Source organism: Actinoplanes flavus (assembly GCF_017592555.1).
Classification (GTDB): domain Bacteria; phylum Actinomycetota; class Actinomycetes; order Mycobacteriales; family Micromonosporaceae; genus Actinoplanes; species Actinoplanes flavus.
This window is the reverse complement of record NZ_JAGFNS010000017.1, coordinates 139267-161624: the sequence shown is the minus strand read 5'-3', so window position 1 is coordinate 161624 and position 22358 is coordinate 139267. Positions and strand designations below refer to the sequence as shown.

The 22358-nt window shown below is 70.8% G+C and carries 23 protein-coding genes; 17 read left to right on the top strand and 6 right to left on the bottom strand.

Annotation, left to right across the window (positions count from 1 at the left end):
• The first annotated feature begins 40 nt into the window (after positions 1–40).
• The 5 genes from J5X75_RS25545 to J5X75_RS25525 are packed head-to-tail and all read left to right on the top strand — an operon-like array spanning position 41 to position 4565.
• Entirely contained in the window at positions 41–1501 is a 1461-nt protein-coding gene (locus J5X75_RS25545) for a menaquinone biosynthesis decarboxylase (RefSeq protein WP_208470032.1), read from the top strand.
• On the top strand, positions 1489–2391 hold the full coding sequence (gene mqnP, locus J5X75_RS25540) for a menaquinone biosynthesis prenyltransferase MqnP (protein WP_208470090.1): 903 nt from the start codon (positions 1489–1491) through the stop codon (positions 2389–2391). Before J5X75_RS25545 ends, mqnP begins: the two co-directional genes overlap by 13 nt.
• Before the next feature lie 31 nt (positions 2392–2422).
• Positions 2423–2935, top strand: coding sequence for a SigE family RNA polymerase sigma factor (locus tag J5X75_RS25535; protein ID WP_208470031.1), 513 nt, complete (start codon positions 2423–2425; stop codon positions 2933–2935).
• On the top strand, positions 2919–3929 hold the full coding sequence (locus J5X75_RS25530) for a hypothetical protein (RefSeq protein ID WP_208470030.1): 1011 nt from the start codon (positions 2919–2921) through the stop codon (positions 3927–3929). The genes J5X75_RS25535 and J5X75_RS25530 overlap by 17 nt, the downstream gene beginning before the upstream one ends.
• A 12-nt stretch (positions 3930–3941) precedes the next feature.
• Positions 3942–4565, top strand: a complete 624-nt coding sequence (locus J5X75_RS25525; protein WP_208470029.1) for a UbiX family flavin prenyltransferase — start codon at positions 3942–3944, stop codon at positions 4563–4565.
• Here the strand turns inward: J5X75_RS25525 and J5X75_RS25520 are convergent.
• On the bottom strand, positions 4562–4837 hold the full coding sequence (locus J5X75_RS25520; RefSeq protein WP_183225950.1) for a BldC family transcriptional regulator: 276 nt from the start codon (positions 4835–4837) through the stop codon (positions 4562–4564). The genes J5X75_RS25525 and J5X75_RS25520 overlap by 4 nt on opposite strands.
• 215 nt (positions 4838–5052) lie before the next feature.
• Here J5X75_RS25520 and J5X75_RS25515 point away from each other — a divergent pair, with 215 nt between their 5' ends.
• From J5X75_RS25515 to J5X75_RS25505, 3 genes are read left to right on the top strand one after another with little or no spacing between them, the layout of a single operon-like run.
• On the top strand, positions 5053–5502 hold the full coding sequence (locus J5X75_RS25515; RefSeq protein WP_183225949.1) for an Lrp/AsnC family transcriptional regulator: 450 nt from the start codon (positions 5053–5055) through the stop codon (positions 5500–5502).
• Positions 5502–6599, top strand: a complete 1098-nt coding sequence (gene cds1 / locus J5X75_RS25510; protein ID WP_208470028.1) for an L-cysteine desulfhydrase Cds1 — start codon at positions 5502–5504, stop codon at positions 6597–6599. The genes J5X75_RS25515 and cds1 overlap by 1 nt, the downstream gene beginning before the upstream one ends.
• A gap of 34 nt (positions 6600–6633) precedes the next feature.
• Complete coding sequence (locus tag J5X75_RS25505) at positions 6634–7890, top strand: gluzincin family metallopeptidase (protein ID WP_208470027.1); 1257 nt, start codon at positions 6634–6636, stop codon at positions 7888–7890.
• Here the strand turns inward: J5X75_RS25505 and J5X75_RS25500 are convergent.
• The 4 genes from J5X75_RS25500 to J5X75_RS25485 form a co-directional block, all read right to left on the bottom strand.
• A complete protein-coding gene (locus J5X75_RS25500) occupies positions 7874–8497 on the bottom strand; it encodes a putative glycolipid-binding domain-containing protein (protein ID WP_208470026.1) in 624 nt (207 codons plus the stop codon). The two genes, J5X75_RS25505 and J5X75_RS25500, sit on opposite strands and share 17 nt — an antisense overlap.
• Positions 8498–8968: 471 nt before the next feature.
• On the bottom strand, positions 8969–10780 hold the full coding sequence (locus tag J5X75_RS25495; RefSeq protein WP_238489205.1) for a DEAD/DEAH box helicase: 1812 nt from the start codon (positions 10778–10780) through the stop codon (positions 8969–8971).
• 307 nt (positions 10781–11087) lie between these two features.
• Complete coding sequence (locus J5X75_RS25490) at positions 11088–12797, bottom strand: hypothetical protein (RefSeq protein ID WP_208470024.1); 1710 nt, start codon at positions 12795–12797, stop codon at positions 11088–11090.
• Between the two features lie 184 nt (positions 12798–12981).
• Positions 12982–14529, bottom strand: a complete 1548-nt coding sequence (locus tag J5X75_RS25485; protein ID WP_238489204.1) for a C40 family peptidase — start codon at positions 14527–14529, stop codon at positions 12982–12984.
• Positions 14530–14820: 291 nt separating this feature from the next.
• On the opposite strand from J5X75_RS25485, the gene mqnE reads away from it, so the two are divergent.
• The 9 genes from mqnE to fliQ all read left to right on the top strand — a co-directional run bounded on the left by mqnE (position 14821) and on the right by fliQ (position 21059).
• Positions 14821–15990, top strand: coding sequence for an aminofutalosine synthase MqnE (gene mqnE / locus J5X75_RS25480; protein WP_208470022.1), 1170 nt, complete (start codon positions 14821–14823; stop codon positions 15988–15990).
• Positions 15991–16012: 22 nt separating this feature from the next.
• Positions 16013–16423: a hypothetical protein gene (locus J5X75_RS25475; RefSeq protein ID WP_208470021.1), complete on the top strand. Its 411-nt coding sequence runs from the start codon at positions 16013–16015 to the stop codon at positions 16421–16423.
• A 12-nt stretch (positions 16424–16435) separates the two neighbouring features.
• Positions 16436–16747 (top strand): DUF4229 domain-containing protein, encoded by a 312-nt coding sequence (locus J5X75_RS25470; protein ID WP_208470020.1) that lies wholly within the window; start codon positions 16436–16438, stop codon positions 16745–16747.
• A gap of 63 nt (positions 16748–16810) precedes the next feature.
• Positions 16811–17137 carry a PadR family transcriptional regulator gene (locus J5X75_RS25465; RefSeq protein ID WP_208470019.1) on the top strand — a complete coding sequence of 109 codons (327 nt, stop codon included), beginning with the start codon at positions 16811–16813 and terminating at the stop codon, positions 17135–17137.
• Positions 17134–17745, top strand: coding sequence for a signal peptidase I (gene lepB / locus J5X75_RS25460; RefSeq protein WP_208470018.1), 612 nt, complete (start codon positions 17134–17136; stop codon positions 17743–17745). Before J5X75_RS25465 ends, lepB begins: the two co-directional genes overlap by 4 nt.
• A gap of 230 nt (positions 17746–17975) precedes the next feature.
• Positions 17976–18899, top strand: coding sequence for an ABC transporter substrate-binding protein (locus J5X75_RS25455; protein WP_208470017.1), 924 nt, complete (start codon positions 17976–17978; stop codon positions 18897–18899).
• On the top strand, positions 18896–19945 hold the full coding sequence (locus J5X75_RS25450) for a FecCD family ABC transporter permease (protein ID WP_307798255.1): 1050 nt from the start codon (positions 18896–18898) through the stop codon (positions 19943–19945). Before J5X75_RS25455 ends, J5X75_RS25450 begins: the two co-directional genes overlap by 4 nt.
• On the top strand, positions 19942–20712 hold the full coding sequence (locus J5X75_RS25445; RefSeq protein WP_208470016.1) for an ABC transporter ATP-binding protein: 771 nt from the start codon (positions 19942–19944) through the stop codon (positions 20710–20712). The genes J5X75_RS25450 and J5X75_RS25445 overlap by 4 nt, the downstream gene beginning before the upstream one ends.
• Before the next feature lie 77 nt (positions 20713–20789).
• On the top strand, positions 20790–21059 hold the full coding sequence (gene fliQ / locus J5X75_RS25440; protein ID WP_208470015.1) for a flagellar biosynthesis protein FliQ: 270 nt from the start codon (positions 20790–20792) through the stop codon (positions 21057–21059).
• A 43-nt stretch (positions 21060–21102) separates the two neighbouring features.
• Here fliQ and J5X75_RS25435 read toward each other — a convergent pair whose 3' ends face one another.
• Positions 21103–22275, bottom strand: coding sequence for a S8 family peptidase (locus J5X75_RS25435; RefSeq protein ID WP_238489202.1), 1173 nt, complete (start codon positions 22273–22275; stop codon positions 21103–21105).
• Between the last annotated feature and the right edge of the window lie 83 nt (positions 22276–22358).

The window sequence follows — 22358 nt, the reverse complement described above, 5'->3', positions numbered from 1 at the left end:
CGGATCTCCAGTGACGGAGCCGGGTGCCAGACTGGGGGTCATGGCGCCGCGTGGATTCCCCTATGCCGATCTGCAGAGCTTCATCGCCGCCCTCGAGGAGGCCGGTGAGCTGCGGCGGGTCACCGTGCCGGTGGACCCGACCCTGGAGATCAGCGAGATCGTGACCCGGACGGTGCGGGCCGGCGGTCCGGCGCTGCTCTTCGAGCGGCCCACCCGGGGCGACATGCCGGTGGTGATCAACCTGTTCGGCACCGAGAAGCGGATGGCCATGGCCCTCGGCGTCGACCGGCTGGACGAGGTCGGCGAGCGGATCAGCGCGATCGCCAAGCCGGAGCTGCCGGTCGGCTGGTCCGGCATCCGCGAGGGCATCGGCAAGGTGCTCCAGCTCAAGTCGATGCCGCCGAAGAAGGTGAAGACCGCTCCCTGCCAGGAGGTGGTGCTCCGGGGCGACGAGGTCGACCTGAACCGGCTGCCCGGCCTCCAGGTGTGGCCCGGTGACGGCGGCATCTTCCACAACTTCGGGCTGACCCATACCAAGCACCCGGAGACCGGCAAGCGCAATCTCGGCCTCTACCGGCTCCAGCAGCATTCGAAGAACACGCTCGGCATGCACTGGCAGATCCACAAGGACTCGACCGCGCATCACGCGGTGGCCGAGCGGCTCGGCCAGCGACTTCCGGTCGCGGTCGCGATCGGTTGCGACCCCGTGGTGACGTACGCGGCGAGCGCCCCCCTGCCGGCCGACATCGACGAATACCTGTTCGCCGGCTTCCTGCAGGGCGAGCGGATCGAGATGGTCGACTGCGTGTCCGTCCCGTTGCAGGTGCCGGCCGAGGCGCAGATCGTGCTGGAGGGCTACCTGGAGCCCGGCGAGCGTCTCCCGGAGGGCCCGTTCGGCGACCACACCGGCTACTACACCCCGGTCGAGCCGTTCCCGGTGCTGCACATCGAGACGATGACCATGCGGAAGAAGCCGATCTACCACTCGATCATCACGTCCAAGCCGCCGCAGGAGGACCACGGCCTGGGCAAGGCCACCGAGCGGATCTTCCTGCCGCTCGCCAAGATCCTGATCCCGGACATCGTCGACTACGACATGCCGGCCTCCGGCGTCTTCCACAACTGCCTGATCGTCTCCATCCGCAAGCGCTATCCGAAGCACGCGCAGAAGGTGATGAGCGCGATCTGGGGCGCCCACCTGCTGTCGCTGGTCAAGCTGATCGTGGTGGTCGACGAGGACGTCGACGTGCACGACTACAACGAGGTCGCCTTCCGCGCCTTCGGCAACGTCGACTACGCCCGCGACCTGCTGCTCACCGAGGGCCCGGTGGACCACCTGGACCACTCCTCCTACCAGCAGTTCTGGGGCGGCAAGGCAGGTGTCGACGCCACCCGTAAGCTGCCGACCGAGGGCTACACCCGGGGCTGGCCGGAGGAGATGACGATGGCGCCCGAGGTGGTCTCGCTGGTCGACAAGCGGTGGAAGGAATACGGGCTGTGACGTCGCTCGAGGAGAAGCCCGGCAAGATCAAGGCCTTCCTGCGGCTGGTCATGATCGAGCACTCGATCTTCGCGCTGCCGTTCGCCTACCTGTCGTCGCTGGTCGCCATCGAGTCCCTGACGGACACGGTCGGCGAGCACTGGCTCGACCTGGTGCTGGTCACGATCGCGATGGTGTCCGGGCGGACCTTCGCCATGGCGGCCAACCGCATCCTGGACCGCCGGATCGACGCCCTCAACCCGCGTACGCGGAATCGCGAACTGGTCACCGGCGCCGTGAGCCTGCGGACGGCCTGGACCGGCGCCCTGATCTCGCTGGCCGTCCTGATCGTCGCGGCCGGCCTGCTGAACCCGCTCTGCCTGGTGCTCTCCCCGCTCGCCGTCGTCCCGTTGGTGATCTACCCGTACGCCAAGCGGTTCACGAACTTCCCGCACTACGTGCTGGCGCTGGCTCAGGCGGTCGCTCCGGTCGGCGCCTGGCTGGCGATCACCGGCACGTTCAGCGGCTCGTGGCCGGCCTGGGTGCTCGGTGTCGCGGTCGGCCTCTGGATCGGTGGCTTCGACATCATCTACGCCTGCCAGGACGTCGAGGTGGACCGGCGGATCGGCGTGCACTCGACCCCGGCCCGGTTCGGTGTGCGGACCGCCCTGCACATCTCCACGGTCACCCACGTGCTGTGCTTCGCGCTGTTCGTCTGGTTCGGTCAGCTGGCCGGTTTCAGCTGGGCCTGGTGGGCCGGTCTGCTGGTCACCGGCGCGGGCCTGGTCTACCAGCACGTCGTGGTGACCGAGAACGATCTCTCCAAGGTCAACCGGGCGTTCTTCACGGCGAACGGGTTCATCGCCATCGCCCTGTTCCTATTCGCGCTCATCGATCTGTACGTGCTGTAACCCGTAGCCCGGTGCTCTCCGTCTCATCCGCGTGAGCGATAGAGAGGCCGACTTCCGCGAGTTCGTCGGCGCGCGGATGGAGTCGTTACGGGGGCTCGCGTACCTCACCTGCGGTGACTGGCAGGTGGCCGAGGACGCGGTGCTGTCCGCCCTGGCGAAGCTGTACGCGAAATGGAACCGGGTGGAGAACCCGGACGCGTACGCGCGAACCGCCGTGGTGCGGGCCGCCATCGACGAGACCCGCCGCCCGTGGTGGCGACGCGAACAGTCCCGCAGCCACGCCATGCCGGACGCCCCCGTCCCCGACGACGCCACCCGGGCCGTCGACGAGCGCCTCCGGATGCGTGAGGCCCTCGACGGCCTGCCCGCCCGGCAGCGGGCCGTGCTGGTGCTGCGGTTCCTGGAGGGCCTCAGCGTGCAGCAGACCGCCGAGGCGCTGAGGTGCCCGGAGGGCACCGTCAAGGTCTACACCGCGCGTGGCCTCGACGCGCTCCGCCGCATTCTCGGCACTGAATGGGAGGCCGTTCATGAGACCGCTGTCTGAGCTGTTACACGAGGCGAAGGTGGATGGGCCACCACCGCGCTACGACGTCGACCACGTGGTCGCGGCCGGCCGGCGCCGGGTGCGGCGCCGGAACTCCGAGTGGGCGTTCGCGGCCGTGGTGGCGGTGGCCGCCGCGATCGGGGTGCCGCAGGTCGTCACCCGGGGTCCGGCGCCGGCCCCGCCGCAGCCGGCCGCGTCGGTCGCCCCGGCGCCGGCGCCGGAGTATCTGATCCCGTCCGTCGCCCGGTTCCGCGGCTATCAGACGGCGTCGTTCCGGGTCGGTGACCCGGGGAGCTTCGGCCCCGGCTACACCAGCGTCGGGGTCGTTCCGAAAAAGGGCATGTCGCCGACGATGTCGCTGCTGGTCTACGAACCCGGTGTCGACCCGCTGACCCGTCTGGGCCTGAAGCGGGTCGCCGACGTGGACCCGATCAAGGGCCGGCCGGCGTTCACGGTCTCCGGGGCCGGGTTCCCCAGCGAGACCCTTGTCTGGGAGTACGCCGACAACGCCTACGCGGTGCTCACGCCGGAACCCCCGGTCGCGACAAACGCGCAGGTGAGAGAGGTGGCCGACGGCTTCGGCATCGCCCCGGAGCAGCCGGTCAGGATTCCCTTCAAGCTCGGCCATGTGCCCGACGGGTTCCGGTTGCGGGCGGTCAGTCAGGACTCGCCCAACGAGTTCGCCACGGTTACCTTCCTTCCGATCGCGTCGATGCGTGATCCGGCGATCCGCCGCTACGAGGCCATCGACGGGACCAAGGGCAACATCCAGATCGTGCTACAGGGGCGGGACCCGGCCGGTGAGCCGAACTGTGGCTGCATCGGATACCGGACGGTCGGCGACGGCCACGAGATAGTCATCACCGGCTCGATCTCGAAGGCCGAGGCGCGGAAGATCCTCGACTCCCTGGAGGTGTCCACCCCGGGCGACTTCTCGACCTGGGTCCCGGTCGCCGAGGCGATCCCGGAGGAGTACCTGTACAAGGGCGAGTAGCACACTGGTGGCATGCGTGAACCCTGGATCGTCGGCGTCTCCGGAGCCTCCGGCACCCCGTACGCCAAGGCGGTGCTCACCGCCCTGCTGGACGCCGGCGAATCGGTCGACCTGGTGGTCTCCCGGGCCGCCCGGCTGACCCTGCTGGACGAGACCGGCGCGACGATCCGGGACGCGCACTGGAAGGACGACGTGGCCGCCTGGCTGGGCCGGGACCTCGGCGATCTGGCCTACTGGCCGGCCGGGGACCTGGCCGCCGGCCCGAGCAGCGGCTCCTACCCGGCCCGTGGGATGGCCGTGGTGCCGGCGAGCACCGCGGCCTGCGCGGGCATCGCCATCGGGCTCTCCAAGGACCTGCTCCAGCGAGCGGCCGAGGTGAATCTGAAAGAACGGCGCCGTACGGTGATCGTGCCCCGGGAGACTCCGGTCACCCGCAGTCATCTGGAGCATCTGATCGCCCTGCACGACGCCGGGGCGGTGGTGCTGCCGGCCAGCCCCGGCTTCTACGGCTCCGGGGCCGGCGCGACGGCACAGCAACTGATCGATTTCGTGGCCGGTAAAGTGCTCGACGCGCTGGGCGTACCCCACACGCTCTTCCGCAGATGGACCGGCGATCTGGGTGAGGGACGCGCCTAGCGCAGGCCGTTGGGCGGGCCGTAGCCGGGCCCGGGATGGCTCGGGCCGTTGTTGCGGGGCTTGTTGGCGGCGTCGTCCTCGCGCATCTCCTCGATCACACCATCGCCTTCGAGGAGCGCACGCACTTCGGATTCACGGAATCGGCGGTGTCCACCCGGAGTACGGATACTGCCGATCCGTCCGGCGGCGGCCCAGCGCGTGACCGTTTTGGGGTCGACGCGGAACAACGCGGCCACCTCGCCCGGTGTCAGCAGACGATCTCCAGTGTCCACAACCCCCTCCTCGGTTTTCGGTTATCTGGAGCGGCCGGTGGTCACGGTGAGTGTCGGCGTGCTCGATCGGGACGTAAAGTCATTAGAGCACCGCCCCTGAACCAAGTCCGTGAAATGCGGAAAAAGCCCCGATTGCGACAGTGGTCATTATCCTGCCGCCCATTCGCCGCTACCGGGCGTGAAGGCCGGAGCGCCACCCGATTAGGGTTTCTCCCATGGACTCCATCGACCTCCGGCTGATCGACCTGCTACGAGAGAACGCCCGCTCGTCGTACGCCGAGCTCGCCCGCAAGGTCGGCCTCTCCGCCCCCGCCGTGCACGAGCGAGTCGGTAAGCTCGAGACCGCCGGGACCATCCGCGGTTACCGGGCCGACATCGACCACGAGGCGATCGGGCTCGGCGTGACCGCGCTGATCGGCATCATCGAGGACTCCGGCGCCGACACCGACGACGTCCTCGCCGCCGTCCGCGCCATGCCCGAGGTGGAGAGCTGCTATTTCATGGCCGGCGTGGAGTCCTACCAGCTCATCGTGCGGGTCGGCACGATCGCCGAGCTGGAGCAGCTGATCGTGCGCATCAACCGGACCCCGGGTGTCGCATCGACCCGGACCGCGATCGCCCTCTCCACCAAGTGGGAGAACCGTCCGCAGCCGGGCCTCGGGTAATGGAGATCACCGACTTCGGGCGCTGCGAGCGGGTCAACCGTGACTGGGCCCGCGAGGCCATCGGCCAGGTCGAGGCCGACGCCAACCGGTCCGCCGACACCCACCTGCTGCCCTTCCCGCTTCCCGCCGCCTGGGGCATCGACCTCTACCTCAAGGACGAGTCGTCGCACCCCACCGGTTCACTGAAGCATCGCCTGGCACGATCGCTTTTCCTGTATGCGCTCTGCAATGGCTGGATCGGGCCGAGCACGACCATCGTGGAAGCGTCGTCCGGATCGACCGCGGTGAGCGAGGCGTATTTCGCCCGAATGCTCGGCCTGCCGTTCATCGCCGTGATGCCGGCCGCCACCTCGCCGGAGAAGATCTCGCTGATCGAGTTCCAGGGCGGCCGATGTCACCTGGTGGCCGACCCGACGCAGGTGGTCGCCGAGGCGCGCCGGCTCGCGGCCGAGCTGGGCGGGCACTTCATGGACCAGTTCACGTACGCCGAGCGGGCCACCGACTGGCGCGGCAACAACAACATCGCCGAGTCGATCTACCACCAGCTGGAGCGCGAACGGCACCCGGTCCCGGCCTGGATCGTGGTCGGCGCCGGCACCGGCGGCACCAGCGCCACCATCGGCCGGTACGCCCGCTACCGCCGCCTCGACACCAAGGTCTGCGTTGTCGACCCCGAGGGGTCGGCGTTCTGGCAGGCTTATCTCGCCGGTGACTGGAACGTCGTGACCGGCCGCGGCTCCCGCATCGAGGGGATCGGCCGCCCCCGGGTGGAGGCGTCCTTCCTGCCCTCGGTGGTGGACCGGATGATCCACGTCCCGGACGCCGCGTCCCTGGCCGCCATGCGGGCCGGCTCGGCCGTCCTGGGCCGGCGGGTCGGCGGCTCGACCGGCACCAACCTGTGGGGCGCGTTCCGGCTCATCGCCGAGATGCTCGCGTCCGGGCGTACCGGATCGGTGGTGACGCTCATCTGCGACGGCGGCGAACGCTACGCCGACACCTACTACTCCGACGCCTGGGTGAGCGCCCAGGAACTGGACCTTTCGTCGTACTCCGGGGTGATCCGCCGATTCCTTGACGATGGTGGATGGCCCGGGTGACGTGCCCTGACGAGGCGTGATTAGATCCTCGTCCATGGGGGATGGAAAAAGCTCACGTCTCGGGGCCGTACTGCTCGTGGCCCTGGTGGCGGTGGCGTCGGCCGGCATCGTGCTGTGGCCGACCGGCGACGACACCACAGCCGTCGCGGCCCGCCGCGTGACGATCGAGCCGAAAGCCCCGCCCACCCCGCTCGAGCAGGTCGAGGCGCTGCTCGAAGGCCAGGTCGACGCGCTGATGAAGGGCGACGAGAAGGGCTGGCTGGCCCCGGTCGACGCCAAGTTGCAGACGCGCTACCGGGCCATCTTCCGCAACCTGCGGGCGCTCGAGATCTCCTACACCAAGCTCACCATCGAGCAGCTGCCGCAGACCGCCGGCTCGATGAACGTCGGCTTCCAGCTCGACTACTGTTTCAGCACCCAGCTCTGCCGGGACGGCGGTGGCAACCCGAACGTCGGCTACAAGCTCACCTGGAAACCCCGCGGCAGCTCCTACGTGATCACCGGGATGGCCGGCTCCGGCAAGGAGAACTACCTCCAGCCGGCGCCGTGGGAGAACACCCAGCTCGTCTTCGCCACCGGCCGGCGGGTCATCGTGGCCGCGCCGCCGGCCCAGCGCAAACACCTGAACCGGGTTCTCCAGGTCGCCGAGAAGGCCGCCGCCGTCGCCGACCGCTACGCCGGCTACACCGGCAACCCGCAGGCCCGCTACCGGGTCTACCTGGCCGACAACAAATCGTGGAACAGCTGGTACGGCGGAAAGTACCCGACCTGGTCGGTGGCCTACCAACTGCCGCTCGGCCGGGTCGGCGGCGACGTGGTCGTCCGGATCAGCGAGATGCCGTCCTCGAACAAGGAACTCACCACGATCATCCAGCACGAGCTGGCCCACGTGGTGACCCGCGCCTCGTCCACCAACTACGACGAGGAGGAGGACCTCTGGCTGATCGAGGGCATCGCCGAGTACATCGGCTTCCTGCCCGACAAGCCCGGGGCCACCTACAACAAGGACGTGCTGAGCTACTCGTTCGGCCGGCGCGGCGACCTGAAGACGGTCGTCGTGAAGCCGCTCAGCGCCAAATCCGACGACCTCACCGTCGCCACCCTCTACGCCACCGGGCACTTCGCGGCCGGCTGCATGGCCGCCAAGTACGGCGACAAGAAGCTGCTCGACTTCGTCGACCGGGTGGTCCAGCTCGGCGAAGAACTCGACCCGGCCTCCCGGGCCGCCTTCGGCACGCCCTTCAAGACCGTCGACAAGGCCTGCGTCAGCTGGATCAAGCAGCGGACCTGACCCGCCGCGCCAGGCCCGGATAGTCCTCGACGAAACCGTCGGCGTCACACGTCAGGTCGGCGCTGAACGTCTCACTGGCGAACCGGATCCGCCCGTCGCCCAGCGATGTGTAGATCTGGTCCGCCTGCACCACCTCCAGGCTGGGCACCAGCACCCAGGCCACGCTGAGCCGATGCGACACGCCCGCCTCCGCCCGCAGCAGACCGAGCCGGCGGATCGGCAGCGTGTTGAACAGCGGGGAGCCGCCCAGATCGGCGTCGAACGCGCCGTACAGCAGATCCGGGTCCTCACATCCGGGCTGCCCCGCGCGGGCATGTCCGTTCGCGATCAGCGCCGCGTCGAGATCACCCTGCTCGGAGGCGGTCACCCGCCAGCGTCCCGCCGCCAGCTCCAGGCGCACGGTCCGCGCCCAGCCGGCGCCCTCCGCGCGCGCGTCCAGCCGGCTCGTCGCCCCGTCCGGCCCGGTCTGCACCTCATACCGGCAGGAATAGGGCACCGGCGCGGCGGCCAGGATCGTGCCCTGCGCATACCGGTCCACATCCAGCAGGGCGTGCTCGGCGCCCGGCACGTCCTTGCGCTCCCAGAACAGGGCGACAGGCAACGGCATGCCGGTAACCTACCCTTTCCGCCCTGCCGCGGCGTGCTTTCCCTTCCTGTACGGGCTGCGCCGCCCCGCCGAATCCCGGCCGTCCCGTGGCACCCCGCGACCACCTGCCGGGTCACGCCCGTGCCGCGCCCGCCGGGCGTAGATCGGTGGGCGAGCCTGGCCGGGCGGCTGGCGCCGCACGGCCCGACCCGGGCGGCTGGCGCCGCACGGGTCCCCGGGTCCGGCTGGTCGTGAGGGCTGTTTCAACCGCATTGAGACAGCTCTGGTGGCCAGCCGGACCACGTGGACCGTGCGGTGCCGGTCGCCCGGTTCGGGCTCGCGTGGAGTGGCGGGACGGGGAGGATTCGGCGAGGGCGGCGCAGCCCGTACCGGAAGGAAGAGGCGGGAGAGGGAATCGGAGGCCGCGGCAGACGTCAGAAAGGGCGAAGCCCCGGCGCCGAGGCGGCCGGGGCTTCGTGGTGTGTCAGTTGATCAGTGGCTGCGAGCCGGGCGGGAGGGGCCGAAACGGTTCGGGCCCTCGCGGCGGTCGGTGCGCTGACCGTCGCGGCGCTGACCCGACGGGCGGTCGCCGAAGCGGTCGCCGGCCGGGCGGTCACCGAAGGAACGCTGCGGGCGGTCGCCGTAGGAACGGTCGCCCTGGGGGCGGTCGCCGTAGGAGCGCTGCGGGCGGTCGCCGTACGAGCGGTCGCCCTGGGGGCGGTCGCCGTAGGAGCGCTGGGGGCGGTCGCCGTACGAGCGGTCACCCTGAGGCCGGTCGCCGTAGGAACGGTCGCCCTGGGGACGGTCACCGTAGGAACGCTGCGGGCGGTCGCCGTAGGAGCGGTCGCCCTGGGGACGGTCGCCGAACGAACGCTGCGGGCGGTCGCCGAAGTTGCGCTCGTTGCGGTCGCGGTCGCCGTAGGAGCGCTGCGGCCGGTCACCGTAGGAACGCTGCGGGCGGTCGCCACGGGGACGGTCGCCGAAGCGGCCACGCGAACCGCCGGAACGCTCGCGACGGGGCTCCGGCTCCTCCACCACCGGGACGCCGCTCGGCTCGCGGGCGCCGGTGATCTCGGCCAGCTTCTCGTCACCCAGACGGACGCGGACCTCGCCCGGCGCGACACCGGCCTTGGACATCATCGCCTGGGTGCTGCGGCGCTGCTTCGGCAGAACCAGCGTCACGACCGCGCCCGACTCGCCGGCACGGGCGGTACGGCCGGCCCGGTGCAGGTAGTCCTTCGGGTCCTTCGGCGGGTCCACGTGCACGACCAGCGAGATGCCGTCGACGTGGATGCCACGGGCCGCCACGTCCGTCGCGACCAGGACGTTCGTCCGGCCTTCCTTGAACTCGGCGAGCGTCCGGGTGCGGACGCGCTGGGTCTTGCCACCGTGCAGGGCGCCGGCCCGGACACCGACCGCGGCCAGCTGCTCGACCAGCCGGTCCACGCCCATCTGGGTGCGGGCGAAGACGATGGTCTTGCCGTCCCGGTTCGCGATCCACGAGGTGATCGGGAACTTGTCGGCCGGCGGGATCAGCAGCAGGTGGTGGTCCATCGTGGAGACACTGGCCTCGGCCGGGGCGGTCGAGTGCGTCACCGGGTCGTGCATGAACCGCTTGACCAGGGTGTCGACGTCACCGTCCAGAGTGGCCGAGAACAGCAGGCGCTGCGCATTCTCCGGGGTCTTCGCCAGCAGCTCGGTCACCTCGGGCAGGAAGCCCATGTCGGCCATCTGGTCGGCCTCGTCGAGCACGGTGACCTCGACGTCGTCGAGCTTGCAGGCGCCCCGCTCGATCAGGTCGGCGAGACGGCCCGGAGTGGCGACGATCACCTCGACGCCGCGGCGCAGGGCGTCCATCTGACGGTCGTACGGAACGCCGCCGACCGCGGTCTTCAGGAAGACACCCACCGCCCGGCCGACCGGCATGAGCGAGTCGGCGACCTGCATGGCCAGCTCGCGGGTCGGCACCAGGATCAGGGCCTTCGGGTGGTGCGGGCGGGCGCGGCCGCCCTTCGCCGTCCGAGCGAGGACCGGCAGGCCGAACGCCAGCGTCTTGCCGGAACCGGTCTGGCCACGGCCGAGCACGTCACGGCCGGCCAGCGCGTCCGGAACGGTCGCGGCCTGAATCTCGAACGGGGTGGTGATGCCCTCACGGTTGAGGACTCGAACGATTTCGGACGGGAGCCCCAGGTCGGCAAAGCTACGCACGTCACTTTCGGTGACCGGCTGCTCGACGGGCTCGCTGTCGGGGGTCGTGCTCTCGAAGACGGACGGGAACGTGCTGGGGTCAGCGAAAGTGGTCAAGAGAACCTCTCTACGGGGGCGCATGCTCGCGAATGGCCCGCCGCGGCCCCTGATGGAACCGCCCGCTGAAATGCCCGCAAGAACGCCCGTGGCGTGCACCGGGTGGGCACGCCGCGTCAACAACTAACAGTCAGTGTACGGGTGAACGTCGAAACATCCGACCGCATTCCGGCCGGGTAGTGGGCCGGCTCACCCCGAAGCGCAAACCTCGCCAGCTTAGGCGCCCGGGGCCCCGAGCAGCAAAACGCCGGGGCCTCGGGCTTCTGTCGGACTCGCGTCAGTTGCTCAGGCGGTGACGTGACGTCGGCTACTTACCCGTCAGATTGCCGACGAAGTCGGTGAAGGCGTCACCGGCGGTGAAGACGAACACCAGACTCACGGTCACCAGCAGGCCGAGGACGGCGAGCATGGCGATGACCACCTTGAGGTTGCTGCGGCGCTGGTCGACCGGGGCGTCGTACCAGCCCTGGGCCAGGATGTGCCCGGTCAGCGAACCGGAGTTCTCCACCGGATCGGAGACCGGCATGGTCATGTCGATGGCCGGGTAGCCGCCGGTGCTGTAAACCGTGCCGGCCTGCCCGCGCTGCGGCATGTCGCCGCCCGAGGTCGGGTTGACCGGAGTGGTCGGCGGATTGCCGTAGGTGGTCGGGTGCGGCGTTCCGCTGTGGACCGGCTGGGTCATCTCGATGTTCTCCGGCGAGGACGGGAAGCCCCGGTACGACGTTCCGCGCGGGGTGCCGTACGAGGTCGGTGGCAGGCCTGCCGGAGCGTCACTGGGCGGCAGGGTGTAGCTGGGCAGACCGTTTCCGATCACCGGAGGCGACGGCACCGGGCCCGGAATCGGGCCGGGGCCCGGACCCGGGGGCACCGGGTTGGGGCCGGGTCCCGGGGGCACCGGGCTGGGTCCGGGACCCGGCGGCACCGGGCTGGGGCCTGGGCCGGGTGGCGTCGGGCTCGGTGGCACCGGGGTGGGTGGGATCGGACCGGGCGGGGTCGGGCTCGGCGGCCCCGGGATCGGCGGGACCGGGCCGGGCGCGGGCGCGGGAGTCGGCGCCGGGAACGGCGTCGGAGGCTTCTCCGGCTCGATCGGGGCCGGTTCGGACGGCTTCGACGGCGCGGGGCGGGGCACCGGCCTCGGCTGCGACGGCTCGGGCTCGTCCGGGTCGGCGGGCTTCTCCGGTTCCGGCTTCTTCTCCGGCTCGGTCGGCTCGGGCTTCTCCGGGTCGGCGGGCTCAGGCTTCTGCGGGTCGGCGGGCTCAGGCTCGGCCGGTTTCGGGTCGGCGGGCTCCTCGAGCGAGGCGATCGAGCCGTAGACCTTCGGTTGTGCCGTGGCGCGTGCGGCGGCGGGCACCTCGTCGGCGGCCGGCTTGACGGAGCCGGGCACGGCGGCGCGCGCGGCCCCGCTGGCGGGTGCGGCCGAGACCGGCTCGGCGGAGCCGACTGCGGGCGCGGCCGAGACGGGTTTGGCGGAGCCGACGGCGGGTGCGGCCGAGACGGGTTTGGCGGAGCCGACGGCGGGTGCGGCCGAGACGGGTTTGGCGGAGCCGACGGCGGGTGCGGCCGAGACGGGCTTGGCGGACCCGACTGCGAGGGCTGCGGGCGCGGGTGCGGCCGAGACCGGTTTGGCGGACCCGGCTGCGGGGGCTGCGGAGGCGGGTGCGGCCGAGACCGGCTCGGCGGACCCGGCTGCGGGTGCGGCCGAGACGGGTTTGGCGGAGCCGACTGCGGGGGCTGCGGAGGCGGGTGCGGCCGAGACGGGCTTCGCGGAGCCGACAGCGGGGGCGGCCGGGGCCGGCTTGGCCGTATCGGCGGCGGGGGCTGCGGAGACCGGGACCGGAGCGGACGCCTTGACGGCCGGGGCGTCGGAGGCGGACTCCGCGCTGTCCGAGGGGGCGGCCCACAGGGCGCCCGGCGCCGGTGGGGGTGGTGGAGCAAACCCCTCGGCGTCGTTAGCGGGCGGCGGCGAAGCGGGCGGCGTCCCGACTTCGCCGTCCTTGGTCGCCTGCTGCTCGTCCATGGAAATCCTCCCGAACCGACCACCGCTGCCGACGGTTTCGGACGTCGGGCGCTGACCTTAACCGTGCCACATCAGCCGGTGTGAACACACCCGGCATCAACGGCACCCGCTCCGGGACGGTTATCCGACCGGCGGATGGGCCGTTTTCCGGGCGTACTACTCGTTTTGGGCCGACGCGGCCGGCTCAGTCGCCGGACGAAGCGGACGTGGAGGCGGATTTCGAAGCGGACTCGGAGGCGGTCTTCGAAGCGGACTCGGAGGTGGTCTTCGAAGCGGACGTGGACGTGGTCTTCGACGCTGACGTCACGGACGCGGAGCCGGTCGACGTCGTCGCGGCGGCCGAGGCCGACGAACTGGTCTCGGCCGGAGCCGGTGTGGTCGTCGGGGTCGTCGGTGACGGGCTGGTCGACGGCGACGTCGACGGTGAGGTGGACGGGGACGCCGACGGTGACGGTGAGGTGGACGGCGACGTCGACGGCGAGGCCGACGGGGACGTCGAACCGGAGGTGCCCGGTTTCGGCGTCTTGCTGCTCGACGGGCTGCTCGACGGACTGGTCGGCGGCTTGCTGGTGGTCGAACCCGGGCTCGGCGACGTGGTGGCCGGCTCGTCCGGGTCGGGGGCGCCGAGGTCCGGCGTCTCGGTGTCACCCTCGATCGACCCGTACACCCGTGTCGCCGCGAACAGGCGGCTCCACCGGACCGGGGTGAGACGGACGTTCAGGCCGGTCCGCGGGGCCTCGACCATCATGCCCTCGCCCGCATACATGGCGACGTGGTGAATGCCCGTCCAGCTGCTGGAGGAGCTGAAGAAGAGCAGGTCGCCGGGGAGCAGCGAGTAGCGGGAGACCACCCGGTCACGGGTCTGGTAGTACTGATCGCGGGAGACCCGGACGAGTGGGTAGCCGGTGGAGCGGTAGGCCGCGTACATCAGGCCGGAGCAGTCGTACCGATCCGGGCCCTCCTCGGACCACACATACGGGTCGCCACGCTGGGCCAGCGCGTATTCGAGCGCCTTGACCGCGCGGGGGTCGGCGTCGCGGCCCTCCTGGGAGCCGGCCAGGTATTCGGCGCCGAGCTGCTGGTCCGCCGCGTTCGCCGTGCTCTCGGCGGCGCTGATCTCGTCGCGGTGCGCGTCTTCGTACTTCTTCTGGGCCGCCTGTTTCTGGCCGAGTTGCGTGTTCAGCGCGGTCCACTGTGCGGCGAGGCTGCTGTGCCGGTTGGTCGCGAGCAGGTGCTCGTCGGTGGCGGTCTTCACCGCGGCCTCGGCGGCGGCCAGGCGTGAGGCGGCCGCCTCGTACGACGTGGCGTCACCACGCTGCATGCGGGCCAGCGCGTCGAGGTCGAGCAGACCGGAGTCGAGGGTGCCGGGCGGCAGGGCGGCGGCCTGTTGCATGGTCGCGGCGGCGGCCTCGGCGGCGACCGTCTTCGCCTGGGCGGCGGCCTGCTGGGTGTCGGTGACCCGCTGCGCGGCGGCGGTGAGGTGGGTCTGGGCGAGGTCGCGATCCTGGCCCAGCCGGATCAGCTGGTCGCCGAGGGCGGCGATCTCGGCGCGGCCCTTCTCGACCTTCTGAATGACCGGGCTGGCGACGACGCCGGGCGTGATGAGCGACGGGGTGGTCGGGGTGGGGCTGGTGGTCGGCGCGCCGGGCAGGACGAGCGAGGTGAGCTGCGGGGGGCGGGCTCCAGCGTCCGGAACCGAGGTGGAGGCGGTCACCGAGACGGGATCGGCCATCGCCGGGATCGGCTGGAAGAGCGCTGCGATCGCCGCCGCGACCGCGGCCGAGCACACGACAGGTCGAAAGCGGGACCGCACGAAGCGCATGCGATTCGGCGATCCGTGCCGCAATGCCTTGGACATCAGCTCCCCGTCCGCGCCGGTGAGTGGCCGTCGCTTGTCGTTCCTATTGGTTCATACCGCAAGCCGCGCACCCATGTCGATCCAATGAAGGTGAAAGGACGCTGAGAATTCTTCGTCTCACCGGTGCCGCGGGCCGCCCGGGCGACGGCACGTACCCTCGACCGCATGGATGCGGGGTTGAAGCGTGAGCTGGAAGCGAAGGTCTACGCCGGTGAGCGGCTGAGCCGCGAGGACGGCGTCGCGCTCTACGACTGCGATGATCTCGCCTGGCTCGGCCGTCTGGCGCACCACAGGCGCACCGAGCTGAACGGTGACCGGGTGATGTTCAACGTCAACCGGCACCTCAATCTCACCAACGTCTGCTCGGCCAGCTGTGCCTACTGTTCCTTCCAACGCAAGCCGGGTGAGAAGGACGCGTACACGATGCGCATCGACGAGGCCGTCCGCAAGGCCAAGGAGATGGAGGACGAGCAGCTCACCGAGCTGCACATCGTCAACGGCCTGCACCCCACCCTCCCCTGGCGGTACTACCCGAAGGTACTGCGTGAGCTGAAGGCCGCGCTGCCGAACGTGAAGCTCAAGTGTTTCACCGCGACCGAGGTGCAGTGGTTCGAGAAGATCAGCGGGCTGTCGGCGAGCGAGATCCTGGACGAGCTGATGGACGCCGGCCTGGAGTCGCTGACCGGTGGCGGCGCCGAGATCTTCGACTGGGAGGTCCGGCAGCACATCGTGGACCACGAGTGCCACTGGGAGGACTGGTCGCGGATCCACCGGCTGGCCCACGAGAAGGGCATGACGACGCCCGCCACCATGCTGTACGGGCACATCGAGGAACCGCGGCACCGGGTCGACCACGTGATGCGGCTGCGCGAGCTCCAGGACGAGACCGGTGGGTTCGCGGTCTTCATCCCGCTGCGCTACCAGCACGACTTCCACGACTCGGCGGACGGCAAGGTCCGTAACCGGATCCAGGAGCGCACCACGATGGCGGCGCCGGCCGAGTCGCTCAAGACGTTCGCGGTGTCCCGGCTGATGTTCGACAACGTGCCGCACGTGAAGTGCTTCTGGGTCATGCACGGTCTGTCGGTGGCCCAGTTGTCGCTCAACTTCGGCGCCGACGACCTGGACGGCTCGGTGGTGGAGTACAAGATCACGCACGACGCCGACTCGTACGGCACCCCGCACACCATGCACCGCGAGGACCTGCTCGACCTGATCTGGGACGCCGGATTCCAGCCGGTCGAGCGGGACACTCGTTATCAGGTGGTACGCGAGTACGAGAAGGCGCCGTCGCTGGCCGAGCGCCGCAGCGAGCCCCAGAAGATCTGGGCCTGACCCCACACGGACGGTGACGTTGATGACCCAGCTGAAGAAGGACGCGACGGGCCGCCTGGCGACGATCGGTGACCTGCTGGGTTCCGCCTTCGCCGGGCTGGCCGTCGGCGCCGCCGTACTGTTGGTGTTCGAGGCGGTGATGGCGCTGACCGGCCTCGGTGAGTTCGGTGAGTCGAACGGCTGGCTCGCGCTGATCCTGCCCGTCTGGCTGTTCGTCGAGGAGTTCCGGGCCGAGGGCTTCGGCGCTCACCGGATCATGGTGAGCGGTCTGGCCGCCGGCTTCGGTGTCGCGGCCGGGATGACCGTGGCCGGTCTGGTGTCCGAGGTCGCTCCGTCCTTGGTCAGCGGCGGCTCCGGCGCCCTGACCGGTACGGTCGTGTACTGCCTGGTCTGGTTCTACGGCCTCCGGTGGCTCAGTCACCGGTCCGGCTGAGGGAGATAACGCATGAAGCCCGCCGTCAAGTACACACTCGGCCGCCTGGGACTGTTCCTGGCCGCCTTCGCCGTGCTGTTTCTCCTGACGCCGTTGAACGTCCTGGTCTGCGTCATGGTGGCGTTCGTCGCCTCGGCCGGTCTCTCGTTCATCCTGCTGCGCGGGTGGCGTGACGAGATGGCCGAGCAGCTCGGCGAGATCTCGGCCCGCCGCAGCGCGGAGAAGGACCGGCTGCGTTCGGCGCTCGCCGGCGACGAGGAGGCGGCCGCCGCGGGGGACCGGGTCGCCGCCGCCGACATCGTGGAGCACCGCAAGAAGTCCTGACCCGGCATCCGATCGATGCCGGGCCCTTGACTTCGGGTAACTCGAGTTATGTAGAGTTTCCGTATGCCGAGGACACCGCATGCCTCGCCGCAGACCCTGCGGCTCTTCGAGGCGCTGATGAAGGACCCGACCACCTGGCGTTACGGCTACGACCTGAGCCGGGAGACCGGCCTGGCGTCCGGGACGCTCTACCCGATCCTGATGCGCCTCACCGAGCAGTCGCTGCTGGAGGCCGGCTGGGAGCCCTCCGATCAGCCGGGCCGCCCGCCCCGGCACACCTACCGCCTGACCGGCGACGGGGTGGCGCTGGCCCGTGTCCGCCTGGCCGATGCCGCGGCCAAGGCCGCCGCGCGCCGGGGCACGAGCCTGGCGATCGTGAGGCCGGCATGAGGCGGGTGCTGTACCGGATCTTGAAGATCGCGGTCGGGGGCAGGCCGTGGGGTGAGGCGGTGCTGGCCGAGTTCGATCAGACGTCCGGGAGCGGGGAGGCGCTGCGCTGGACGGCCGGCGGACTGTGGGTGGCGGCGCGGGAGCGGCCGGTCGCCTACGGGGTCGCTCTGGCCGCCGTGCTCCTGGCCGTGACCACGTCGTTCTCCTTCTCGGTCTGGTATGTGCCGAGCAACGCCATGACCCCGACCCTCGCCGTCACCAGCCACCACCTGGTCGACCGGATCGGCTACCGGGTGACCGGTGTCGATCACGGCGACATCGTGGCTCTGCCGATACCGGACGCGCCCGCGCACGAGACCCTGCTCCGGGTCATCGGCCTGCCCGGCGACCACATCGAGTGCCGGGACGGGAAGGTGCTGCGCGGCGGTACGGCGCTCGACGAGCCGTACCTGTCGTTCGAGTCACAGGTGGTCGGCACGGAATGTGCTCCGGTCACCGTCCCGGACGGCGCCGTCTATGTGCTCGGTGACAGCCGCCCGGTGGCCCAGGACTCCCGCCATTGGGGCCTGATCAGCGCGGACGATGTGACCGGACGGCTCGTCGTGTGATGCCGTTGCGGTTGCGGGACGGCCGTGGGTTAGCGTTTCAGGGACCGCGCCGCAGCGAAGCCGGTGTGAAACCGGAGCTGTCCCGCAACTGTGATCCCTCTTCGGAGGTCTAGCCAGGTCGCCTGGGCGTCGGTCGCGATTCAGCGCTCCCGGGGAGGGGCGCCTCGCGGGCGGCGGCCAGCGTGGCCCCTGTCGGCGAAGCACCACCTGACCGGCCGACAGGAGGACCGATGAAACGCCTGCTCACCGCTGCCATAGCGGCCACCGCACTGTTCCTCGCCGGATGTGCGGGCGACGAAACCGCGCCCACCACCACCGCGTCCGGTTCCGCCCCCGGGGCGTACCCGGTCACGGTCGGGGCCGTGACCCTGACCGCCCCGCCCGCGAAGATCGTTTCGCTGAGCCCGACGGCCACCGAGATGCTCTACGCGATCGGCGCCGGGCCGCAGGTCACCGCGGTCGACGACCAGTCCACCTACCCGGCCGAGGCGCCGAAGACCGACCTGTCCGGTTTCAAGCCGAACGCCGAGGCGATCGCGGCCAAGGACCCGGACCTCGTGGTGCTGTCCAACGACTCCGACGGCATCGTGGCCCAGCTCGGCAAACTGTCGATCCCGGCGTTCGTGTCGCCGGCCGCCGCCACCCTCGACGACACCTACCGGGAGATCACCGAACTCGGCGCGCTCACCGGTCACCCGGCCGAGGCGAAGGCGCTGAACGAGCGGATGGCCGCGGACATCGACGCGATCGTCGAGTCGGTGCCGGCCCGGAGCAAGCCGCTCAGCTACTACTACGAGCTGGGCCCGGACCTGTACTCGGCCACCTCGAAGACCTTCATCGGCTCGGTCTTCAACCTCTTCGGGATGACCAACGTGGCCGACGCCGCCGACCCGGACGGCAAGCTCGGCGGCTACCCGCAGCTCGCCCAGGAGTCGCTGGTCAAGGCGAACCCGGACACCATCTTCCTGGCCGACACCAAGTGCTGCCAGCAGTCTCCGGAGACGGTGAAGGCGCGGCCCGGCTGGTCGTCGATCGCCGCGGTCGGCTCGGGGCAGATCTACGCCCTCGACGACGACATCGCCTCGCGCTGGGGTCCCCGTACCGTCGATCTGGTCAAGGCCGTCGGGGACGCGGTGAGCAAGGTACCCCAGTGAGCTTTCGCCGGCCCGCCGGGCTGCGCCCGGCGTGGCTGGCGGCCGGAGTCCTCACGCTGCTGGGCGCGATGGTCCTGGCGCTGGCCTTCGGGTCGGTCCGGCTGCCGCCCGGCGGCGTCGCGGTGGAGCTCCTCAATCTCCTTCCCGGGGTACGCCTGGACAGCGGCCTGACCGACCGTGAGGTCGCGATCCTCACCCAGCTGCGGCTGCCCCGTGTGGTGCTGGGCGCGCTGGTCGGCGCGATGCTGGCCCTGGCCGGCGCCGCCTACCAGGGCGCCTTCCGCAACCCGCTGGCCGATCCGCACCTGCTCGGGGTGGCGGCCGGCGCCGGTCTCGGGGTGACCGCGGTGATCGTCCTGCGGGCCACCGGTGACGTGGCCGAACTGCCGATCGGGGCGCCGATGGCGGCGTTCGTGGGAGCGGTCGGCGCGGTGGCCCTCACCTGGCTGCTCGGCGCGGCCGGGGGCCGGGACCGTTCGCCCGCCACCCTGATCCTGGCCGGGGTCGCGGTGTCGGCGTTCCTGTCCGCGGCGCAGACCTACCTGCTGCAACGGAACGTCGAGTCGGTCCGTGAGGTGTTCTCCTGGACGCTCGGCCGGCTGTCCACCGCGGGCTGGCACGAGGTTCGGGTGATCCTGCCCTACGTGGTGGTGACCGCCGCGATCGTGCTGGCCCAGCGCCGCGAGCTGGACGTGCTGACCGTCGGTGACGCCGAGGCGACCAGCCTGGGCCTGCACCCGCAGCGGTCCCGCTACCTGCTGATCATCGCGGCCTCGCTGGGCACGGCCGCCGCGGTCAGCGCCTCCGGGCTGATCGGCTTCGTCGGGATCATCGTGCCGCACACGCTGCGCCTGATGGCCGGGCCCAGCTACCGGGCGCTGCTGCCGTTGTCCCTGCTGTTCGGGGCGGCCTTCCTGGTCCTCGCCGACCTGGTCGCCCGGACCGCGGGCGGCGACGCGGAGATCCCGATCGGCGTGGTCACGGCGTTTCTCGGCGCGCCCTTCTTCGTGCTGGTGCTGCGGACCAACCGGGCGGTGCCGTCATGAGCGCTATCGAGGTGGAGGGACTCACGGTCCGGCTGGACGGCACCCTCATCGTCGACGGTGTGGACCTGGACGTGGCCGAGGGCGAATGGGTCACCGTCATCGGGCCGAACGGGGCCGGCAAGTCCACCGCGCTGCGGGCCATCGGCGGGCTGCTGCCGTTCGGCGGGACGGTCCGGTGGCACGGCGTCCCGGCCGACCGCCTGTCCCGGCGTGAGCGGGCCAAGGCGGTGGCCACCGTGCTCCAGTCGCCGGTGGTGCCGCCGGCGATGCGGGTGTTCGACTACGTGCTGCTCGGGCGTACCCCGTTCATCCCGCCGCTGGGCCGGGAGTCGGCGACGGACCTGGCCGCGGTGGAGGAGGTCCTGGCCGCGCTGGACCTGGAGTCCTTCGCCGGGCGGCGCCTGGAGACGCTCTCCGGAGGGGAGCGGCAGCGGGTCTTCCTGGCCCGGGCGCTCGCCCAGGGTGCCGGGATCCTGCTGCTGGACGAGCCGACCAGCGCCCTGGACATCGGTCACCAGCAGGAGGTGCTGGAGCTGGTGGACCACCTGCGTGCCGAGCGGGGCCTGACCGTGCTCGCCACCATGCACGACCTGACCACCGCCGGTGAGTACGCCGACCGGATGTTCCTGCTGGCCGCCGGCCGGGTGGTCGCGTCCGGAACGCCCGCCGAGGTGCTGACCGAACCGCACCTGGCCGAGCACTACCGGGTCAAGGTCCGGATCATCGAGGGCGACCGGGGACCGCTCGTGGTGGCCGTCCGCGGCTGATCTTGAGCAACGCGACGGCAACCGGGACGCGCCCGGTCTGCCCTCCGGCGTTTCCTCAAGTCTCCGAACTGATGGGCATGACGGACACGATGGTGGTTGAGCTCGCGATGCAGGCCCTGACGATCGCGGCGAAGATGGCGGCGCCGGTGCTCCTGACCGCGCTCGTGGTCGGCTTCGCCATCTCGCTGTTCCAGTCGGTCACCCAGATCCAGGAGGCCACCCTCTCCTTCGTCCCGAAGGCGGTGGCGATCGGCGCGGCCCTGCTGCTGGCCGGCAACTGGATGCTCCACGAGATGATGACCTACACCACCCAGCTCTTCGAGAAGGTGCCCAGCCTGCTCGCCTGAGAAGGACCGCCCGAACCGGGCGGCCCTTCGGTCCAGGGGAGGATCAGGAACCGACGTAGAGCAGCCGGTTCGGCGATCCGGTGCCGCGGCTGGTGACCACTCCGGTGGTGGCGTTGTTCACGATCGCCGAGTTGACCGTGCTGACCGAGGCGCCCGGGTTGGCGGCCAGGTAGAGAGCGACCGCGCCGGCCACGTGCGGGGCCGCGAACGAGGTGCCACTACCGGTGTAGGTGGCGGTGTCGCCGGTCCGCCACGCCGAGGTGATCGAGACGCCGGGTGCGAAGAGGTCCAGCACCGAACCGTAGTTCGACCAGGAGGCCTTGGCGTCCGTGTTGCTCGTGGCGCCGACGGTGAGCGCCTCGGTGACCCGGGCCGGCGAGGTGTTGCTCGCGTTGACTCCCGAGTTGCCGGCCGCGATCGTGTACGGAATCCCCGCCGTGATCGACCGCCGCACCGCCGCGTCCAGGGTGCTGCTCGCCCCGCCCCCGAGACTCAGGTTGGCCACCGAACGGCCGGGGGTCGCGTTGGCGGTCACCCAGTCGATGCCGGCGATGACCCCGGCGGTGGTGCCGGAGCCGTTGTCGTCGAGCACCCGGACACCGACCACGTTGGCGCTCTTGGCGACGCCGTGGGTGCTGCCGACCGCGACCCCGGCCACGAAGGTGCCGTGCCCGTTGCCGTCCTGCGCGACGTTGTCACCCTCGACCGCGTCGTAGCCGTACGACGCCCGGCCCCCGAAGTCCCGGTGGGTGATCGTGATGCCGGTGTCCACCACGTAGACGGTGACGCCGCTGCTCGCCCCGTACGTGTAGGTGCCGCTGAGTGGGAGCGCCCGCTGGTCGATGCGGTCCAGGCCCCACGGCGCCGAGGTCTGCGTGGCGGCGATCCTCACGACCTGGTCGGCCTCGACCGACGCGACGGCGGGATCGGCGGCGAGGCGGGCGGCCTGGGCGGCGCTCAACTTCGCCGAGTAGCCCTCGACGGCGCTGCCGAAGACTCGGGTGACACTTCCGCCGTAACGCTTGGTGAGCCGGTCGGCGCGGGTCCGGTCGGCGTCGCCGTTCTTGAAGACGACGACGTACGAGCCGTCGATCGCGGCGGCGCTGTCCGCGTACCGGACCGTGCCGGTCGCCGGCGTGGCGAACGCGGGGGTGCCGAGGGAGAGGGCGAGAGCGGAGCCGGCGAGGATCGCGGCACCTCGGATGGCGGGTCGCATGGGTTCCTCCATGGTCGTGGCCGGTGTCCTGGTTGGACGCCTGGCGAAGACGCTAGAGAGAAACCTTTGATTGAAGATCAACG

Bases quoted from the DNA above. Each gene is read 5' to 3' on its own strand.
- J5X75_RS25545 (WP_208470032.1), top strand. From the start codon at position 41: ATGGCGCCGCGTGGATTCCCCTATGCCGATCTGCAGAGCTTCATCGCC.
- J5X75_RS25530 (WP_208470030.1), top strand. From the start codon at position 2,919: ATGAGACCGCTGTCTGAGCTGTTACACGAGGCGAAGGTGGATGGGCCA.
- J5X75_RS25525 (WP_208470029.1), top strand. From the start codon at position 3,942: ATGCGTGAACCCTGGATCGTCGGCGTCTCCGGAGCCTCCGGCACCCCG.
- J5X75_RS25515 (WP_183225949.1), top strand. From the start codon at position 5,053: ATGGACTCCATCGACCTCCGGCTGATCGACCTGCTACGAGAGAACGCC.
- cds1 (WP_208470028.1), top strand. From the start codon at position 5,502: ATGGAGATCACCGACTTCGGGCGCTGCGAGCGGGTCAACCGTGACTGG.
- J5X75_RS25505 (WP_208470027.1), top strand. From the start codon at position 6,634: ATGGGGGATGGAAAAAGCTCACGTCTCGGGGCCGTACTGCTCGTGGCC.
- J5X75_RS25500 (WP_208470026.1), bottom strand. From the start codon at position 8,497: ATGCCGTTGCCTGTCGCCCTGTTCTGGGAGCGCAAGGACGTGCCGGGC.
- J5X75_RS25490 (WP_208470024.1), bottom strand. From the start codon at position 12,797: ATGGACGAGCAGCAGGCGACCAAGGACGGCGAAGTCGGGACGCCGCCC.
- J5X75_RS25485 (WP_238489204.1), bottom strand. From the start codon at position 14,529: ATGGCCGATCCCGTCTCGGTGACCGCCTCCACCTCGGTTCCGGACGCT.
- mqnE (WP_208470022.1), top strand. From the start codon at position 14,821: ATGGATGCGGGGTTGAAGCGTGAGCTGGAAGCGAAGGTCTACGCCGGT.
- J5X75_RS25475 (WP_208470021.1), top strand. From the start codon at position 16,013: ATGACCCAGCTGAAGAAGGACGCGACGGGCCGCCTGGCGACGATCGGT.
- J5X75_RS25470 (WP_208470020.1), top strand. From the start codon at position 16,436: ATGAAGCCCGCCGTCAAGTACACACTCGGCCGCCTGGGACTGTTCCTG.
- J5X75_RS25465 (WP_208470019.1), top strand. From the start codon at position 16,811: ATGCCGAGGACACCGCATGCCTCGCCGCAGACCCTGCGGCTCTTCGAG.
- lepB (WP_208470018.1), top strand. From the start codon at position 17,134: ATGAGGCGGGTGCTGTACCGGATCTTGAAGATCGCGGTCGGGGGCAGG.
- J5X75_RS25455 (WP_208470017.1), top strand. From the start codon at position 17,976: ATGAAACGCCTGCTCACCGCTGCCATAGCGGCCACCGCACTGTTCCTC.
- J5X75_RS25445 (WP_208470016.1), top strand. From the start codon at position 19,942: ATGAGCGCTATCGAGGTGGAGGGACTCACGGTCCGGCTGGACGGCACC.
- fliQ (WP_208470015.1), top strand. From the start codon at position 20,790: ATGACGGACACGATGGTGGTTGAGCTCGCGATGCAGGCCCTGACGATC.
- J5X75_RS25435 (WP_238489202.1), bottom strand. From the start codon at position 22,275: ATGCGACCCGCCATCCGAGGTGCCGCGATCCTCGCCGGCTCCGCTCTC.